The 16,773-nt window shown below is 68.8% G+C and carries 17 protein-coding genes and 2 pseudogenes; 5 read left to right on the top strand and 14 right to left on the bottom strand.

Annotation, left to right across the window (positions count from 1 at the left end):
* Positions 1-33: 33 nt before the first annotated feature.
* Both secG and IPK81_24860 read right to left on the bottom strand, forming a co-directional pair.
* The gene (secG, locus tag IPK81_24865) at positions 34-375 is read right to left on the bottom strand and encodes a preprotein translocase subunit SecG (GenBank protein QQS15257.1); all 342 of its coding nucleotides are present in this window, start codon (positions 373-375) and stop codon (positions 34-36) included.
* 202 nt (positions 376-577) lie between these two features.
* Positions 578-1,338: pseudogene (locus IPK81_24860) on the bottom strand (triose-phosphate isomerase).
* A gap of 370 nt (positions 1,339-1,708) precedes the next feature.
* Between IPK81_24860 and IPK81_24855 the strand changes: the two are divergent.
* The 3 genes from IPK81_24855 to IPK81_24845 all read left to right on the top strand — a co-directional run bounded on the left by IPK81_24855 (position 1,709) and on the right by IPK81_24845 (position 3,526).
* Positions 1,709-1,981: a hypothetical protein gene (locus IPK81_24855; GenBank protein ID QQS12647.1), complete on the top strand. Its 273-nt coding sequence runs from the start codon at positions 1,709-1,711 to the stop codon at positions 1,979-1,981.
* 139 nt (positions 1,982-2,120) lie between these two features.
* Positions 2,121-2,384 (top strand): hypothetical protein, encoded by a 264-nt coding sequence (locus tag IPK81_24850; GenBank protein QQS12646.1) that lies wholly within the window; start codon positions 2,121-2,123, stop codon positions 2,382-2,384.
* A gap of 374 nt (positions 2,385-2,758) precedes the next feature.
* Positions 2,759-3,526: a hypothetical protein gene (locus IPK81_24845; GenBank protein ID QQS12645.1), complete on the top strand. Its 768-nt coding sequence runs from the start codon at positions 2,759-2,761 to the stop codon at positions 3,524-3,526.
* A 172-nt stretch (positions 3,527-3,698) separates the two neighbouring features.
* Here the strand turns inward: IPK81_24845 and IPK81_24840 are convergent, their stop codons facing one another.
* The 7 genes from IPK81_24840 to IPK81_24810 all read right to left on the bottom strand — a co-directional run bounded on the left by IPK81_24840 (position 3,699) and on the right by IPK81_24810 (position 9,910).
* Entirely contained in the window at positions 3,699-4,586 is an 888-nt protein-coding gene (locus IPK81_24840) for a hypothetical protein (protein ID QQS12644.1), read from the bottom strand.
* A gap of 363 nt (positions 4,587-4,949) precedes the next feature.
* The gene (locus IPK81_24835; protein ID QQS12643.1) at positions 4,950-5,195 is read right to left on the bottom strand and encodes a type II toxin-antitoxin system ParD family antitoxin; all 246 of its coding nucleotides are present in this window, start codon (positions 5,193-5,195) and stop codon (positions 4,950-4,952) included.
* Between the two features lie 112 nt (positions 5,196-5,307).
* Entirely contained in the window at positions 5,308-6,060 is a 753-nt protein-coding gene (locus IPK81_24830; GenBank protein ID QQS12642.1) for a hypothetical protein, read from the bottom strand.
* A 106-nt stretch (positions 6,061-6,166) separates the two neighbouring features.
* On the bottom strand, positions 6,167-6,934 hold the full coding sequence (locus IPK81_24825; GenBank protein ID QQS12641.1) for a glucose 1-dehydrogenase: 768 nt from the start codon (positions 6,932-6,934) through the stop codon (positions 6,167-6,169).
* Between the two features lie 170 nt (positions 6,935-7,104).
* On the bottom strand, positions 7,105-7,614 hold the full coding sequence (locus IPK81_24820) for a hypothetical protein (GenBank protein ID QQS12640.1): 510 nt from the start codon (positions 7,612-7,614) through the stop codon (positions 7,105-7,107).
* A 117-nt stretch (positions 7,615-7,731) separates the two neighbouring features.
* A complete protein-coding gene (locus IPK81_24815) occupies positions 7,732-8,709 on the bottom strand; it encodes a tripartite tricarboxylate transporter substrate binding protein (protein ID QQS12639.1) in 978 nt (325 codons plus the stop codon).
* Positions 8,710-9,076: 367 nt separating this feature from the next.
* A complete protein-coding gene (locus IPK81_24810; GenBank protein QQS12638.1) occupies positions 9,077-9,910 on the bottom strand; it encodes a hypothetical protein in 834 nt (277 codons plus the stop codon).
* A gap of 163 nt (positions 9,911-10,073) precedes the next feature.
* Here IPK81_24810 and IPK81_24805 point away from each other — a divergent pair, with 163 nt between their 5' ends.
* Positions 10,074-11,363 carry an acyl-CoA dehydrogenase family protein gene (locus IPK81_24805; GenBank protein QQS12637.1) on the top strand — a complete coding sequence of 430 codons (1,290 nt, stop codon included), beginning with the start codon at positions 10,074-10,076 and terminating at the stop codon, positions 11,361-11,363.
* Between the two features lie 176 nt (positions 11,364-11,539).
* Here IPK81_24805 and IPK81_24800 read toward each other — a convergent pair whose 3' ends face one another.
* Complete coding sequence (locus tag IPK81_24800) at positions 11,540-11,698, bottom strand: Flp family type IVb pilin (protein QQS12636.1); 159 nt, start codon at positions 11,696-11,698, stop codon at positions 11,540-11,542.
* A gap of 233 nt (positions 11,699-11,931) precedes the next feature.
* Here IPK81_24800 and IPK81_24795 point away from each other — a divergent pair, with 233 nt between their 5' ends.
* The gene (locus IPK81_24795; protein QQS12635.1) at positions 11,932-12,228 is read left to right on the top strand and encodes a TfoX/Sxy family protein; all 297 of its coding nucleotides are present in this window, start codon (positions 11,932-11,934) and stop codon (positions 12,226-12,228) included.
* A gap of 375 nt (positions 12,229-12,603) precedes the next feature.
* On the opposite strand, the gene IPK81_24790 is transcribed toward IPK81_24795, so the two are convergent.
* From IPK81_24790 to IPK81_24775, 4 genes and pseudogenes are all read right to left on the bottom strand, one after another.
* Positions 12,604-14,286 carry a carboxypeptidase regulatory-like domain-containing protein gene (locus IPK81_24790; protein ID QQS12634.1) on the bottom strand — a complete coding sequence of 561 codons (1,683 nt, stop codon included), beginning with the start codon at positions 14,284-14,286 and terminating at the stop codon, positions 12,604-12,606.
* 113 nt (positions 14,287-14,399) lie between these two features.
* Entirely contained in the window at positions 14,400-14,729 is a 330-nt protein-coding gene (locus tag IPK81_24785; protein ID QQS12633.1) for a hypothetical protein, read from the bottom strand.
* 105 nt (positions 14,730-14,834) lie between these two features.
* Positions 14,835-16,147: pseudogene (locus IPK81_24780) on the bottom strand (MFS transporter).
* Between the two features lie 247 nt (positions 16,148-16,394).
* Positions 16,395-16,664, bottom strand: a complete 270-nt coding sequence (locus tag IPK81_24775; GenBank protein ID QQS12632.1) for a hypothetical protein — start codon at positions 16,662-16,664, stop codon at positions 16,395-16,397.
* Positions 16,665-16,773: the final 109 nt, after the last annotated feature.

Here is a 16,773-nt window from a genome sequence, read left to right as displayed (position 1 = left end):
GGCCGGCGCGCGGCGGGCGTCGCGAGAAAAACGCTAGCGAGTGGGCGTGGTCGGCGCCGGCGGCGTGGCGGGCGACGCGCCGGGGGCGGCGCCGGGCGTGGCGGGCCCGCTCTTGCCGGCCGGGGCCTTGCCGCCGTCCATGAAGGCGCCGCGGCTGTGGGTGCCGCCGATGAAGGCCAGGCCGATGCTGGTGACGAAGAAGCCGGCCGCGAGGATGGCGGTGCCGCGCGTCAGCACGGTGCCCTGGCCGCGGATGCTCATGAAGGAGTCGCTGCGGCCCATGCCCAGTCCGCCGCCCTCGCTGCGCTGGAGCAGGACGACGATCACCAGGGCGATGGCGATCATCACGTGGATGGTCAGGACGACGTACTGGATCGCTTGCATATCGCGGGGACTCTCGGCGCGCCCGAGGCTGCCGGACGCGCGGCGTATGTAGAGGTTTTGCCGCCGGGACGCCAGCCCCGAACCGGCCGGCGCGGCGGCCGTCAGGCTGCGGCCGTGGCGGCCGTCAGACCGCGGGCGCGGCGGCTGTCAGACCGCGGGCGTGGCGGCTGTCAGGCGGCTGGCGCGGCGGCCGTCAGGCCGCGGGTGCCGCGGCCGAGATGGCGAGGAAATCGGCGGCTTTCAGGCTGGCGCCGCCGATCAGGCCGCCGTCGACGTCGGGCACCGCCAGCAGCTCGGCGGCGTTGGACGGCTTCATCGAGCCGCCGTACAGCAGCCGCATCGAATCGGCGGCGCCGGCGAAGCGGGCGCGCAGGACGGCGCGGATATGGCGGTGGGCGGCGTCGACCTCGGCGGTGGTCGGCGTCTTGCCGGTGCCGATGGCCCAGACGGGCTCGTAGGCGACGACCAGAGTGGCCGCCGTGGCGCCGTCCGGCACGCTGCCGGCGAGCTGCGCGTCGAGCACGGCCAAGGTGCGGCCGGCCTCGCGCTCGGCCAGGGTCTCGCCGACGCAGACGATGGCCACCAGCCCCGCCCGCCACGCCGCCTGGGCCTTGGCGCGCACGACGGCGTCGTCCTCGCCGTGGTCGGTGCGGCGTTCGGAATGGCCGACGATGACGTACTTGCGCCGCAATCGCGCAGCATCTCGGCCGACACGTCGCCGGTATGGGCGCCCGCGGCGTCGGCGTGGCAGTCCTGCCCGCCGCAGGCCACGGCGGAGCCGGCCAGCGCCGCCGCCACGGCGGCGACCAGCGTCGCCGGCGGACAGACCAGCAGCTCGACGTCGGCCCGCGCGCCCGCCCCGGCCGCGACGCCCCCAGCCAGCGCCAGCCCGTCGGCGGCCAGACCGTTCATCTTCCAGTTGCCGGCGATCAGCGTGCGGCGCGGGTTGGGCATGGCGGGAGTCCATCGATCGAGGTGGCGCGGGGCGCCTCCATATCACCCCCCCCGGACATTCGCCAAAACGCGATTTTCGGCGTGTCGGAATCCGGCGGGCGGATTCCTCGATGCCGTAACGACGGGCGGAATCGAGCCTCCTTGTACCCCCGGATTCGCCGGATTCGCGTTTTGTATATTGTATTTTGTATACAATATACAAAATGGCCAATTTCGCGGCAGTGCGCGCTCATTTCCGGCGCTTCTGTGACTGCTCCGTCACACAACGATTCGCTGTTGCGCATTTGCCGAAGAGTGATGAGCCTTGCCATGCTGACGGCGCGGACCCTCAACCGCGCTTCCAGCGCGCTGGCTTCTCCGTGGGGCGGAAATGACGAACTCACTTGGAAGCCGGCTGAACGAGATCGGATATCGAGAACTGAAGCCGCTGGCCGACGCCGATATGATGGCGTTGGTCTCACACCTGCTGGACGTGCGCGAGGTTCGGCAAGCCGCGGCGGCGTGTGCTTTTCAAGGCGCCACTCTGGATGAACTCGCCGTTGTGGCCGATCCGATCGTTCGTGGCCTTCGTCCCGAAATTGACGGCAATCAGTTCTTTGACCTCGTGACCGAGATAGCCACGCAAGTTAGGCGCGGTGTGTGACGAGGTCAGGCCTGCAAAGCGCAAATTCGTCGGGGCGCCGCGTGATCAAAAACACCGGTTTGCAGGCCTGACCCCGATACCGTCATCTTCTGGCTATGATCAATGAGCCCTGAGCCTAGGGACGCGCGAGGCGGACTAAATGACGAAAGACAAACCAAACGGAATCGAACGTCCGGCGAAATCGCGCACTGGATTTGTCGCCTGCTGCGCGGATGCCGGCAAAGCCACTGCGGCCTGTCTGTTGGTCGTCGTGGTGCTGTCGGCGCAGTTGCTCCTCCTCCACTCCATTGCAGTGAGCGCAGGGTGGATACGTCCGATCACCTTGCTCAATATTATCTTCCCCAATTTTAACAGCTGTAAAGAAAACCCCCATCGGAACAACGACCCTGAGCTCTGTTTCTAGCCAAACCAGACACGGAGTTTGACATGTCTCTGCCGAGTTGGACCGACCGAATCCCAATCTATGTGACGTGACAGGGTCATGTGACGTGACAGGGTCAGGCTTGCAGAACGGCAAACTTCTCGGAGCGCTGCGCGGGAAAACTGCCGTTTTGCATGCCCTGACACCGTCACTCAACGTGTTCCACGTAGCTGGGAGTGACGGGGTCAGACATGCAAAACGGCAAGTTGCCCGGGGCGCTGCGTGAAAAATGCCGGATTGCAAGCCTGACCCCGTCACACCAAGCGGAGCGAGACCGCGCGGACATCGCGGCGAATGCCGGATCGCAAGCCTGCCCCCGTCACACGCGTGACCCCGTCATACGCGGGAGCCGGTCCATGAACGACCGACCCGACGCTTCGATCCAGCGCGCTTCGGCGCGGCCGGGACGGCCGCGATGGCCGTGGATCGCGGCCGGCGTCGGCGCGCTCGCCGTCGTGTCCGGCCTGTCCGTCATCTCGTACCGCTGGACGCGGGAGAACGTCGTCCTGCCGTTCCTGCAGTCTGAAATCCGAACGAATTTCGCCGACGAATACGCCGTAAAGATCCTAGCGCGTCTTCGGCGGGCGGGCGAGGACATCGGCTGCGACCACATGATCGCCGTCGACCGCGTGCACACGAACGATGCCGATGTCGGCGACGGCAGGGTGGGGGTGGTCCGGGCGCGCGAGCGAATACGGTGCGTATTCCCGGTCCATGCGCGTACGGTTGGGAACGAGTGCTCCGCTCGGTCAGTGGCCAACCATGCGTGCGCGACGATGGCGGCGCCGCTCGACGCGCTCTCTGTCGAGGGATATCTCGGGGCGCTGCTCGCCGGCTTCAATCGCCCCTGCGACTGGGACATCTCGGAGGCTTACGCGGCGTATCTGCGCGAGTTCACGAACGTGCGGCCGGCCAGCCCCCCTCAGCACAGCTACGCGAAGACCGCGTCATGCCTGCGGGTCGAAAGCAACGGCGAGATTGAACTGATCCTGCGGTTCCATACCGCGCACGGCCCGAGCCAGTACTTCGTAAGGGCCAGGATCACGCGCGAGCGAACGCGCATCAAGCTGCACCTTCCACCGGAATCGGAGTTGCGCGCCTACGCGCCGGGAGCTTCCAAGTGAGCGGCGGTTGGCGATTCATACTTGTGACGGGGTCAGGCCTGACGGGGTCAGGCTGACCCCGTCCTGCGGGGAACCATTGTCCCCTCTTCAAGGTGTCCGCGAGACCCCGGGGCAGCTCAGCCTGACCCCGTCATAGTCTTTACTTTTGGCCCGGCCATTGGTGACCCCTCCACTAACGAGAGCCAGCCTTGAAGATGCGTAAGAAGGCGCCTCGCTCCGATGGCGGCACGTCCGCCAGCAGGCTGGTGATGCGCAGTTGGTGCATCAGAAACGACGTACGTCTCTCGAACGGTACCTCGTCTTCCTGCTCGGCCTGGAGCACCGCGGCGCGATCCGACTGCATCGCGTCGGCGAGGTCGGCGGCTCTCGTTCCCACGTCGTCGCAGCGCATGATGGCGCCGTCCGGGTTCATCGGCAGGAGAATCAATATCGTCTCCGAATACTTTTCCCCCTTGTCGTGGCGATGCCAGTATCCGTAGTTCGCGCGGTAGAACCAGAGCCTCGAGCCGTTGAAGTAACCCGGCCGTCCCGCCCCGTCGTCGTCCAGCATGCCAAAAAGCTTGCGGCCATCATCCTGTCTCGACTCGCCGACGATCACGACGAGGCTCCGGTGGCGCGAGCCGGGGGCATCCGGGAGCGGTAGGGTCCCCAAGCGGCCGTCCCATGCCGGATCCTCGGCAAAGGGCTCGGCACGGCCCAGCACCGGACCCAGCGTCGCCTTGATCGCCTCGCCCAGCGCCGCGCGGCAGCGCGGCTCGACGTGCGATCCGAAGAGCGCGAGGATGCGGAACGACTCGCCGTCGAAGGCGCGGTTCGAGGGCGCGCCGTCCAGCGCGCGAGCGAACTGGTCGATGGTGAAGCCGTCGGCGAGCGCGAGGCGCAAGACCTCGGTCAGAGGCTGCGCGCGGGGCGAACCCGAGACGGGCGCCGAGAGGAGCGCGAGGATAAGGACCAGCGACTTACAGATTGTGGCGTTCCACCGGCGCGACGTCCGATGGCCGACCGCGACGGCGCGGTCGAGACCGGTGGACGGCGACGCGGCGGCGGGCGCGTAGGACACAAGCGGTCTCCCGAGGTCGGGTCAGGCTGCAAATCGGCAAATCCGTCCGGCCAGTCTACTCGAAAAGGCCGGATCGCAGGCCTGACTCCGGCTTGGGACGACCAGGTCAACGCTGCCACTGCACCGGTGGATCACCGAAGCTCGTGCCTAACACGCGAATTGCCGATGCCCGCCGGTCGGCCATACGAGCGCCACGCGGCGTCCGTCGTCGGGCGTCGGCGTCCGCACGTGAGCGGATGAACCGCAACAGCATGTGACTGGGTCAGGCCTGCAAAACGGCAAACTTCTCGGGCCGCGGCGCGAAAAAATGCACGATTGCAGGCCTGACCCCGTCACGCGGGCTCAGGACCAGAGCGGCCACGCCTAACGACCGCGCGGCTTGCGTTTGGCGGCGATGAAGGCGTCGAAGTCGAACGGCTTGGCCGGACCGCTCGCTTCGCCCTCGACCAGCGCTGCACGCAGGGCCTCTAATCCGGCCTCCCGCTCCTCGAGCAACCGCAGGCCGGCGCGCACGACATCGCTCGCCGAGCCATAGCGGCCCTCCGTCACCTTCGCGTCGATGAAGGCGTTGAAATGCGGGCCGAGGCTGAAGGATGTGCTTTTGGTCATGGCCGGTCTCCGCAGCCATGATACCAAAATTGGGTATTTTGTCCAACCGCAGCGGCCGACGTCGGCTCGGCGAGCCGGCGCAAATCGGCCGGCTTGCAGGCCTGACCCCGTTTCACCGCCGCTCCTTAAAGATGGCGTCAACCGCGCCCTTCACCGCCGACCAATGGGGCAGCAGGTGCCGGGGCATACCGATCCTGGTCCGCCTGCCCTCGTGGTTGTACTCCAAGGTGCAGGCGCTGGACGAGAACGCGCTGTTGGCGTCTTCGATGTCGCATGAGAGCTCGATCAGCCTCGCGCCGGCGTCGATGGCGGGAGCCGGCGCGGCGCAGGAGCCCGGGAAATAGTACCGCCTGCGCGGCGCCACATCGCGTTCGCCCGCGACGGAGACGGTGAAGGCATCCACCTCCAGCAACCCGAACCCCGTGCATCGCGGCGGCCCGAAGTGCGAGTGGGACGCCTGGAACGCCAACCACTCCGATACCTTCCAGACGCGCGGCCACGGCTCGCTCTCGACGAAGATGCCGAGGTAGTGCGGCCACGAAAGCGACCGCGCCCGCTGCCACTTGACCATCTCCTCGATCACCTCGTTCGGAAGATTCCGCGCGCGCGGCACGATATAGGCGCGAAGCGCCGCGGACCTGAGCGTTCCGTTGGGGTGCCGCGACTGGACGCCGCCGAACAGGAAGGCCCGCGGGAGATCGACGGCGCGATCGGCGAACTCGAAACGCACCCGCTTTCCGTCGTCGGGATACGCGGGGACGAGATACATGCAGCCGCCGCCGGTGAGCTCGACGGCGCACGTCGGCGTGGGCGGTTCGTCCGCCGGGCGGTGGCCCTGCGCGTGGCACGTCGCGGCCAGCGCCATCGCGCCGGCGAAAACCGCCGACCGGAGCGGACACACGGAGATCGTCATCGTCCCGCCTCCGCGCCCGGCGGGGCGTGGCCGCCGCGAAGCGCGCCCGCCGACCGCATCACGCCGCGTAATACCCACCATCGACGATGTGCGAGGCGCCGGTCATGAAGCTCGCCTTGTCCGAGCACATCCACACCACGGCCTCGGCGATCTCCTCGGGCACGCCGAGGCGGTTCATCGGCACCTTGGTCATGAGCTGCGCGTAGCGCTCGGCCATCGTCGGATCGGTCATCGGCGTCTTGATATAGCCGGGGTTCACGCAGTTCACCCGGATGCCGTCCTGGGCGTACTCCATCGCCGCCGTCTTGGTGATGCCGACCACGCCGTGCTTGGCGGCGACGTAGTTGGTCGCCGTCGGCAGCCCGACCAGGCCGGCGATCGAGGCGGTGTTCACGATGGCGCCGCCGCCCTGCCCCAGCATCCGTGCGATCTCGTGCTTCATGCACAGGAACACGCCGGTGAGGTTCACCGCCAGCATGCCGTCGAACGACGCGCGGCTCATCTCGTGCGTGCGCTGGCCGGCCGGGCCGACGTGGCGCGGCGCGATGCCGGCGTTGTTGAAGGCGCAGTCGAGGCGGCCGAACGCCGCCACCGCGCGCGCCACCATCGCCTCGACCTGGGCCTCGTCGGCCACGTCGGCGCCGACGGCGATGGCCTGCCCGCCGGCGGCGTTGATCATCGCCACGGTCTCCGCCGCCATCGCCTCGGTGTGGTCGGCCACCGCGACGCGGGCGCCCTCGCGCACCATCGCCAGCGCCGTCGCGCGCCCGATGCCCGAGCCGCCGCCCGTCACGAGCGCGCTCTTGCCTGCGAGAATTCCGGTCATCGTTTCCTCCAGTCACCGGCCGCCGGTTCCGACGGGCCCGGCGGGAGTCTACCCGACGCGGGCAGGATCGAAAGCGGAGTCGCGAAAATGGCGTCAGGCCTGCAAGGTCGCAAAATTTGCAGGCCGCAGCATGAAATGGCGATTGCAGGCCTCCCTCCGTCTTGGCCTCGCTAGAACCGAGGATGTCGATTGCGGCAAACGAGGTCCCATTCCTGACAACCCGGCCACAGCGGCATGCGGCTCGCGCCAAGCGCTTCGATGGAGAGGTCTCGCGCAGTGTCCTGCCCCGGCGCGCCGGTCCCGACGACGGAGAACCGCAGAAGGAACGCTCTTTGGCGGTCGACGAGGCTCTCGCATGTCGACCGGAACGCGCGCTCGTAGACGAGGTACGAGCATCGCTGGACCCTGGCGTCGAAGTCGGTGAGGCAAAAGACCGGCAGCTCGCGGTACAGCGGAATGAAAACAGTCGAATCGACTCCCGTCGGCATCCGCAACCGAAGGTCGATCGCATCCCGTGCGATCGACAAGGCCCGCTCGCGCTCCGGCTCGAACAGCACGGCCTTTTCGATGTCGTTGTACTGCTCAAGCCCGCAGGGCCGCAACTCCGCCGGCTGCCCTGCGGCTCGATCCGTTGTCGTCAACGCGAGGCAGAGCCCGATCATGAAGATGTATGCGCGCATCGTCACCTCGGCTTGAGCGCGCTAAGCGCGGGGACGGCGAAGACGAAGACCCCTCATCCGCCCTTCGGGCACCTTCTCCCCCGATGACGGGGGAGAAGGAAAGACAGGCGCCGCCCCCTACTCCACCTTCACGCCGGCGAACTTGATCACCTTGGCCCATTTCTCGGTGGCGTCGGTGATGATCTTGCCGAACTCGGCGGGAGTGCCGCCGATGGGGGTGCCGCCGAGCTCGACGATGCGGGTCTTGATCTTGGGGTCGGCGAGGCCGGCGTTGAGCTCCTTGTTGAGCAGCGCGATGACCTCGGGCGGCGTGCCGGTGGGCACGCCGATTCCGGCGAAGCCGCTGGCCTCGTAGCCGGGCACGGCGTCGGCCACCGTCGGGACGTCGGGCAGCACGTCGAGGCGGCTGGCGGTCGTCACCGCCAGCGCGCGCAGCTTGCCGGCCTTGATGTGCTGGATCGCCTCCGACACCGGCGCGAAGATCACCTGCACCTGGCCGGCGATCAGATCGACCACCGCCGGCGCGCCGCCGCGGTAGGGGACGTGCACCAGGTTCACCCCGGCCATCATCTTGAACAGCTCGCAGGCGATGTTCTGCGGCGTGCCGGCGCCGGCCGAGCCGTAGTTGATCTTGCCGGGGTTGGCCTTGGCGTAGGCGATCAGCTCGGGCAGCGTCGCGGCCGGCACCGAGGGATGCACCACGACGACGTAGGCCAGCCGCGCCGAGTAGATGACCGGCGCGATGTCGCGGACGAAGTTGAAGCTGAGGTTGGTGTAGAGCGCCGAGTTGATGGCGTGCGGCGTCACCACCTGCAGCAAGGTGTAGCCGTCGGGCGCGGCGCGGGCGACCGTCTCGGTGCCGATGTTGCCGCTGGCGCCGGGCTTGTTCTCGACGATGAACTGCTGGCCCAGCCGCGTCGTCAGCCACTCGCCCATCAGGCGCGCCTGGATGTCGGTGGCGCCGCCGGCGGGGAAGCCGACGACGATGCGCGCCGTCTTCGACGGATAGGCCTGCGCCCGGGCGGCGCCGCCGAGGACCGACGACGCGGCCGCGCCGGCCGCCAGATGCGCGAGCGCGCGACGTTGAAATTTCATGCTGTTTCCTCCCGACGGGTCGCGCCACGTCGCGGACTTGGCGTCCGACTGCGCGCTCGACGGGAAAAGGCTACACCGGCGCCGAGGCGGGGCGGAAGGGGCCGGCGCCGTCGATTGGAGCGCCGTGGCGTTTGTTGCGGCGCGGCATCCGGTCGGTGGTGGCGTCAGGCCCTCAAACCGACGAGTTCGCCGCGCGGGCCGCCGATCGGAAAATGCCGGATCGCACGCCTGACCCCGCATGCGCTCACGCATGCGCTCAGCTGCAAGATCGGAAAGGAGATCGCGATCTAGGAGTCGGGAGGTCGACAGGGACGAGGCGGCGCCGGGCTAGCGCATTCGAAAATACCGGCTGGCAGGCCTGACACCCTCATTTCCGAGGTTCGCACCTCGCAGTCGCCGAGAGGAAACGACAGAGTTGGTGCCCGTCGGCCGCATGCACCGCAAGGCCTTTTACAATCCGCAGCCCGAGCAGAGTCTCAAAATGGGTCACTTGGTCGTTTGAAAGACGCGGCAGCACCTCTTTTGCGATCGTCTCCCCCCAGCCACTTACGCCGAATGCCAAGGTGAACCCGGCCCATCGCGACGAGCCAAGGAAGGCGCAATTGTCCTGGGCACACTCGCGCTCCGCCTCATTTGGACTAATGTACATCAAGGTTTGCTCGATCTTCGCGCCATCATCAACGAGGATTTGACGTGCGCTGAAACTGCTCCAAGGAAACGCACCCACTCGGTCGGCTCGTGGATCGCTCGGCAAGCGGATTTTGGGACATGTCAGCTCGCGGAATCCTTCACCGATGCCCAGAAGGATAGTCGCGTCGCACGGACTGGCCGAGGGCCGCAAAGTAATCCCATAGCGCTGCGTGAGAGATCGCGCGTCGGAGGCGAAGCGGTCCTTGATCTTCACAAGAGTTTCGCGGCGGAGGTCGCCGCCTGAGACGATCGAGTACGTCCAGTTGAGCGAGCCCGCGATGGGCACACTCTGACCTGCTGTGGAATAGAATTCGGCGGCGAGCACTGCGAGCCGCTCGGGAATGGTATCGTCCGCCCGCGCCGAACATCCCAACATGGCTGCGCCGATGGCACCGCAGCCGAGCGCAGATTGCCTCAGGCGATACTGCAGCCGCAGTCGAGCGAAGATACCGCGGGCTGCCGCAATGTCGGCTCGATGTCGCTTGAGAGCGATTGGTATCGACTCGGCCATGGACCGCCTCCACCGCCATGATGCCGGAATCGCGCGGCGGGTCCAGACCGCGGCGGCCGCAACCCCGCCCCGCCCCGTCCAATCCGCCATTGACCCGGCGCGCGCGGCCTGTCGGGATGCGGGCCGCGAAGTCGCCGGATCGACCGGGACCGAGGAGACGCCCATGAGCCTGAAAGCAGCCGCCACCACGCCCGCCGCCCGCCGTCCCGAGTCCGATCTCGACGTCGAGGCCGAGCTCAACAACCTCGCCATGTCGAAGGAGGCACGGCCGCTGTTCGACGCGGTCGTCAAGCACATCAAGGAGAACGTCGAGCCGATGGCGGAGGAGTTCTTCCGTCTGGGCGAGGGCCGCGCCGACCGCTGGACGTGGGCGCCGGGCCAGCTCGAGCTGCTGGAGGTCGCCAAGAACAAGGCCAAGGCGTCGGGGCTGTGGAACTTCTTCCTGCCCGGCTCCGAGGTCGGCCGCGGGCTGACCAACCTCGACTACGCCTACATCGCCGCCGAGCTGGGCAAGCAGCCGCTGGCGTCGGAGACGCTGAACTGCTCGGCCCCGGACACCGGCAACATGGAGGTGCTGGAGCGCGTCGGCACGCCGGAGCAGAAGGAGAAGTGGCTGAAGCCGCTGCTGAACGGCGAGATCCGCTCGGCCTTCGCCATGACCGAGCCCAACGTGGCCTCGTCGGACGCCAAGAACATCGAGACCCGCGCGGTGCTGGTGGGCGACGAGTGGGTGATCGACGGCGAGAAGTACTACATCTCCGGCGCCGGCGACCCGCGCTGCAAGATCATGATCTGCATGGTCAAGACCAGCCCGAACGCAGCAACCCAGTTCCAGCAGTCTCAGATCCTCGTCCCCATGGACACGCCCGGCGTGAAGATCCTGGGGCCGATGCATGTTTTCGGCGAAGACCACGCGCCTAGGGGACACATGCACCTGAAGTTCGAGAACTGCCGGGTGCCGAAGGAGAACATGCTGCTGGGCGAAGGCCGCGGCTTCGAGATCTCGCAGCTGCGCCTGGGGCCGGGCCGCATCCACCACTGCATGCGCTCGATCGGCCAGGCCGAGAAGGCGCTCGACCTGATGGTCAAGCGCGGCGCCAAGCGGGTGGCGTTCGGCAAGCCGATCATCCAGCTCGGCAAGAACCTCGAGACCGTGTCGCGGGCGCGCATCGAGATCGAGGCGATGCGGCTGATGGTGCTGAAGGCGGCCAAGGCGATGGACGTGCTGGGCAACCGCGAGGCCCGCGTGTGGGTCAGCATGGTCAAGGCGATGGTGCCGGAGCGCGTCTGCCAGATCATCGACCAGGCGATCCAGATCCACGGCGCCACCGGCATCTCGCAATGGACGCCGCTGGCCGAGATGTACACCAACCAGCGCCACCTGCGCTTCGCCGACGGCCCCGACGAGGTCCACCACATGGTCGTCGGCCGCGCCGAGATGAGCCGGCACTAGGACGCGGCGCGCGCGGGCGGGAGCCCGCGGGACGCGGCCCGGAAGACAGGGCCCCGGGGACGGGGCTCGGCGGGACGGGGCGCGCGTTTCTCCGGCGGCGGAACCCGGTCCGGGTCCGCCGTCGCCGGCCCTCGCGCCTCACCCCTTCCCGGCCGGATTCCCGGTCGGGACGCGGATCAGAGCGGAGCGGCGGCCGAGTTGAAGAAGTCCATCACCTTGACGCCGATATCCTGGGCGTAGGTGACGATCGGCATGGTGATCAGCAGGCAGATCAGGCCGTACTCGATGGGCGTGGTGCCGGAATCGTCTTTCATAAAACGCTTGAAGATATTCATAACCAACCTCAATATATAAAACTTAATAAATTCAATCAGATACAGAACTAACTTGAGCAATATAGCCAAACCCGAAGCGTCGTTCAATCGTTAATTTATCGTCAACGCGCTTTTTTTGGGGCCGGCGCGCCCGGTGGTGGTGGACGAGGGAGCGGCGATGGTCGCCAGCGACGGCTTTCGCGGATTTCCTGCGCGACGAGCGCGCGCCGCCGGGCCGCGCCGGGCTGCGCCGGATGTTCGGCAAGACCGGCGTGTTCCGCGACGGCCGCGTGCCGGGCATGGTGGCCGACGACACCTTCTATCTGCGGGTCGACGACTTGAACCGCGAGGCGTTCGCAGAGGCGGCGGCGCCGCTGAACTACCGGAAAGGCGGCCGCGCCATCGACCTCGCCTTCTGGCGCGCCCCGGAGCGGCTGTTCGACGATCCAGAGGAGCTGCTCGACTGGGCCCGGCTGGCGCTGGCGGCGGCGCGGCGGGCGTCGGCGAAGCGCACGCGGTCGAGGCGCCCGCCGGCTGCCGCCGGGCGATGACGCCACCGCGCGTGGAGACGCCGGCGCGGCCGCGGGCGGCCTCCCGGCGCTGACGGCACCGCGCGTGGACACGCCGGCGCGGCCGGCGTCCCGGCGATGACGCCTCCGCTCGCGGACGGGCCGGCGCGCCGTTCGTGGACTCGCGCGCCGCCTGCACACCGGGCACGCCCCCGCTCCCGTCATCCCGTGCAAGCGCCACAGGCGCGCCGCCGAGGGATCTTTCCGCGTCCAACACCGCGCCAGGATCCCTCGACTACGGCGCTGCGCGCCTCCGCTCGGGATGACGGGATCAAGCGGCGTGCTGGAAATTCGAGAGCGGGACCTTGGCGTGCGCCCTCCCGTGCGTCGTCATACGATCACGCCACCGCCCCGCCGTCAGAACACCACCACGCCGCGCGCGGTGACGCCGAGCGTGGTCTGGCGGGCGAAGCCGATGCGGGCGCCGCCGGTGCCGTCGGCCGTGCCCTCCGGCGTCTCGAACGCCAGATGCGGGCTGCCGTTGCCGTGGCTCACCCGCGCCGCCAGCTCGATCGCCAGGCCGGTGAGCCTGAAGCCCACGCCCGCCGTGGCGTCGAGCTGGTAGGCCGTCTTGTTGCCCGACAACTTCCCCACCCGCGCCTCGGGATCGACCGCCGGCACGAAGGTCTGCCAGTGGCCCCGCGCGCGCGCGAAGCTCAGCCCCGCCGACGCCGCGCCGAAGCCGTAGAACCCGCCGCCGATGTCGCCCCGCACGCTGGCCCCGACCAGCGGCCCGAACGCCGTGCCGCCGATGTCGGAGCGCTGCTCGAACGTGGTGAACGCCGGATTGCCGATGCCCATCGACAGCTTGTCGTCGACCGTGGTGCGCGCCAGCCGCACGCCCGCGAACGGCGCGATCGTCACGCCGCCGGCGTTGAACGCCACGGCCGCCGTCAGCGTGCCGCCGAACTCCTGGAAGGTCGAGCGGTAGCGGATGTCGCTCAGCGGCGAACCGGTGAAGTAGCCGCCGAACGGCGCGAACGGCGCGGTCGGCGAGAACAGCCCGGTCGTCGCCCCGCCCGGCGGCGTGAACAGCGCCAGGCCGGCGTCGCCCCGGCTGTCCATGTGCCAGCCGCGCAGCTCGACCGTGACCTCGCGCGTGGCGCCGAGCACCGGCGCCTGGAAGCGCGCGCCCAGCGCGCCCTCGATGTTGAGCACGGTGCGGTCGTTGGCGAAGCGCAGCGCCGGGATCGCGAGCGCGACGCCGCCGGCCTCGGTGCGGAAGAACGAGCCGCCGGCCCGCTGGAGGTGCGATGGACCCGCCCCGAAGCCGGCGTAGAACTCCGTCGTGCCGAGACCCGGGCCGCAGGAGGTCTTCAGCTCCTTGATCTGCGCGCGGGCGCGGGCTAGCGGCGCGAGTCGCTCGCGGCTTTTTTCGACCGCTTGCAGCCCGTCATCGAACCCCTTTTTGAGCCGGGCCATCTCCTCGACGCGCTTGCGCGCCTCCTCGTTGGCGACCGGAGAGGCGGCGATCCTCTCGATGGTGCGTTGCATCTGCCGGAACTCGCGCTCCGTCGAGATGCCTTGGAGACCGTTCGCGGCGCGGTAGGCGTCGAACCGGCGCTGCGCCAGGTGCAGCTTCTGCTGGAGCGACGCTTCGAGCGTCGCCAGCTCGCCGACCGCGGCGTCGTACGCGGCTCGGTCGCAGGCGTCGGCCGCCGCGTTGGCGGCCGCCACCTGCTCGCTTCCGATATCGGTCCGCCATTGGTCATTCACGTTGAACGCGTGCGCGGTATTGAACTCCACCGACACCGAGCCGCCTACCGTGAGCGTCACGGACCGAAAATTGTAGCGAAATCCCCTGCCGGTGTTGCTCTGGACGTTGATCGAGTACCGGCCGGGCTCCGTCAGGAGGATGATGGCGCGTCCGTCGGCGTCCGTGACGGCCCGCGAGCCGCCGGACAGCGTCTCCTCGTTCACGTCGTTGGTTACCCCGACCTTGAGCCCGACCGCCGGCGAGCCGTCGGCATTCGTGACCCTGACGTTGATCTGCTGCGCGCTGAGCGGCGTCACCGCGGCGAGCGCGACCCACAAACCCACGAACCACGCTAACGCGACGCGATAGGATGATGCCGGCATCTGGCCCCCGACCTGACCGCTGGATCGTCGGCTGGAAGCGTACCGCGACCCGGGCGCGCCGGCAATTGGCATGTCTACTGCAAGTAAAACGGCTCGCCGAACACGGTGATCGCGCGCTGGTTAACCCAGACGACGTTGAAGTAGATCCGCCCCGGCTCGAGCGGCATCGGATACACGAGCGTCAGGATCCCGCCCCGGCTCGACGGGTTCCAGCTACAGCTTCCCTGCACCGGCCGGCCGCCCAGGAAGGCGCAGGCGCCGTTGGGGTAGACGATGAGCTGCGAGGCGCTGGTGCCGCTGCGCCAGTGGCCGATCGGCGGCGGCGCCTGGGCGGCGGCCGGCGCGGCGAGCAGAGCCGCGAACGCGGCGGCGGCGAGAGTTCGTACGACGTGATCGGCGCGCATCGGTCGACGCTCCGGCGGTGGGTCCCGGACTACGCAACACCCCGCGATCCTACGCGCCGCGGCGTCGACACGCCACCGGCGCGTGTCACGCGCCCGGACGGCGCCTCAGCCCTTGCGCATCCGCCCCGGTACGACCCGCACCTTGCGCGGGGCGGCGATCCAGATGGCGGCGGCCGACACGGCGCGCAGAGCGCGATCGCCAGCAGGAAGGCGTGGCGGTAGGTGCCGGTGGCGTCGTGCGCGGCGCCGGCGACCCACGGGCCTGCCGCGCCGCCACCGATCAGCGAAACGGTGATGGCGCCGAAGATCGCGCCGTAGCGCGGCCCCTCGAAGATCTCCGCCACGATCGGGCCCATCACCGAGGTCGCGGCGTAGCCGAGGAAGCCCTGCGCCACCACCATCACGTAGAGCAGCGGCAATGACGGGCCGGACTCCAGCGCGATCAGCGCGATGTAGCAGACCGCGAAGCCGGCGCAGGAGATGCCCCAGACCCATTCGCGGCCGATGCGGTCGGACAGCGCGCCGAGTCCGATCTGGCCGGGGATGGCCACGACGCTGACGATGCCCAGCGACCACGCCGCGAGGATCGGCGTGAATCCGGTCTCGACGAGGTATTTCGTCTGGTGCACCTGCACCACGTACCAGACGAAGGTGAGGCAGAAGAACGCCAGCGATATCCACCACAGCCGCGCCGTGCGCAGCGCCCGCGGCAGGGTCCATTCGATCGCGGCCCAGGCGGGGTCGACGACGTTCGACGGACCGCGCGCCGCCGCCGCGGCGGTGGCCGTCGAGTCGCCGTCCGGCAGCAGGCCGAGATCCTGCGGCCGGCGGCGCACCAGCAGGTTCAGCGGACCCAGCGCGCACAGCACCAGCAGGCCCATGACCCAGCACGAGTCGCGCCAGCCGTCGCGCACGATGATGGACTGCAGCCACGGCAGCAGCGCGATCGCGCCGAAGCCGACGCCGGAGAAGGCGAGGCTGATCGCCAGCCCGCGGCGGCGCGTGAACCACAGCGGCAGGTAGAGCGACTGCGCGGTGAAGGTCATCAGGTTGGCGCCGCCGCCGACCAGCACGCCCAGGGTGGCGTAGAGATGCCACGGCGTCTCGATCCACGCCGCCAGCAGCAGCCCGGCCGACAGCAGCACGACGCCGGCCTCGATCACGAGCCGGGGCCCGTGCGTGTCCATGAACCGGCCGACCAGCGGGCTGATCAACGCCGAGACGAGGAAGCCGAACGAGAACGCGCCGGCGGCCAGGCCGCGGTCCCAGCCGAACTCGCCGATCAGCGGCGGCAGCAGCAGCGAGAACGCCGTGCGCGCGCTGACCGCGACCGCCATGGTGACGAAGGCGACGGCGACGATGATCCAGCCGTAGTACAGCGGCAGCCGCGCCTGCCAGGGGCGAGGAGCATCGGTCATCGGACGCATCCGGCCGGGAGGGGCCCGATGCGCGGTGGCGCGGAAGGTCCAGCTGATTCGACGTCCATCGTCCTGCCCCGCAGCCTCGTGTCACGCCACCACTATCCCGGCGTCGGCGGCGGCGATCAATTACGCTCGAGGTAGTGAGTGGCGCGCCGTCCGAACCGGCGTAGGGCGCCGCCGGCGGATTTGACTCCGTCGACGGCAGCCCGGCGGCGCGGCTTCAGTATCTCAAGGCGCGCGCGCGCTATTTCGGCGCGCACAGGTTTCCGGACTTGGTCGGGCAGCTGTTGTCCTGCCACTGCGTGCCGAACGGCGTGAGGCCGGCCCGGGTGACGTTGGCGCTCACGTTGACGTGGCAGACGGCGCAGTCGTAGCCGGTCGCCTGCTGGGCGAACGCGTTGGCGCTCGCGGGCTTGTTCCAGGCCACCGCCGCGAACGCGAGCGTGAGGCACACGGCGCAGAGCCCGCCGATGGCCGCTCGGGCGGCCATGCCGGCGTGGTTTTTGTTGTTCATTTCGTCATTTTCCCTGTCGCCGCATGATCGCGGCCGACCAGCCCTATGGGATGCGCGACCACGGCGCCATGTTATTCGCCCGCCCGCCACCAAATCGATCCGCGGCGCG

This window comes from Rhodospirillales bacterium, from assembly GCA_016699855.1.
In the GTDB taxonomy this organism is placed as follows: domain Bacteria; phylum Pseudomonadota; class Alphaproteobacteria; order Reyranellales; family Reyranellaceae.
The sequence above is the reverse complement of the archived record's forward strand: the minus strand, read 5'-3'. Positions and strand labels throughout refer to the sequence as shown.

Bases quoted from the DNA above. Each gene is read 5' to 3' on its own strand.
- IPK81_24825 (QQS12641.1), bottom strand. From the start codon at position 6,934: ATGACCGGAATTCTCGCAGGCAAGAGCGCGCTCGTGACGGGCGGCGGC.
- IPK81_24845 (QQS12645.1), top strand. From the start codon at position 2,759: ATGAACGACCGACCCGACGCTTCGATCCAGCGCGCTTCGGCGCGGCCG.
- IPK81_24855 (QQS12647.1), top strand. From the start codon at position 1,709: ATGACGAACTCACTTGGAAGCCGGCTGAACGAGATCGGATATCGAGAA.
- IPK81_24815 (QQS12639.1), bottom strand. From the start codon at position 8,709: ATGAAATTTCAACGTCGCGCGCTCGCGCATCTGGCGGCCGGCGCGGCC.
- IPK81_24785 (QQS12633.1), bottom strand. From the start codon at position 14,729: ATGCGCGCCGATCACGTCGTACGAACTCTCGCCGCCGCCGCGTTCGCG.
- IPK81_24775 (QQS12632.1), bottom strand. From the start codon at position 16,664: ATGAACAACAAAAACCACGCCGGCATGGCCGCCCGAGCGGCCATCGGC.
- IPK81_24805 (QQS12637.1), top strand. From the start codon at position 10,074: ATGAGCCTGAAAGCAGCCGCCACCACGCCCGCCGCCCGCCGTCCCGAG.
- IPK81_24850 (QQS12646.1), top strand. From the start codon at position 2,121: ATGACGAAAGACAAACCAAACGGAATCGAACGTCCGGCGAAATCGCGC.
- IPK81_24835 (QQS12643.1), bottom strand. From the start codon at position 5,195: ATGACCAAAAGCACATCCTTCAGCCTCGGCCCGCATTTCAACGCCTTC.
- IPK81_24810 (QQS12638.1), bottom strand. From the start codon at position 9,910: ATGGCCGAGTCGATACCAATCGCTCTCAAGCGACATCGAGCCGACATT.
- IPK81_24830 (QQS12642.1), bottom strand. From the start codon at position 6,060: ATGGCGCTGGCCGCGACGTGCCACGCGCAGGGCCACCGCCCGGCGGAC.
- IPK81_24795 (QQS12635.1), top strand. From the start codon at position 11,932: ATGTTCGGCAAGACCGGCGTGTTCCGCGACGGCCGCGTGCCGGGCATG.
- IPK81_24820 (QQS12640.1), bottom strand. From the start codon at position 7,614: ATGCGCGCATACATCTTCATGATCGGGCTCTGCCTCGCGTTGACGACA.
- IPK81_24800 (QQS12636.1), bottom strand. From the start codon at position 11,698: ATGAATATCTTCAAGCGTTTTATGAAAGACGATTCCGGCACCACGCCC.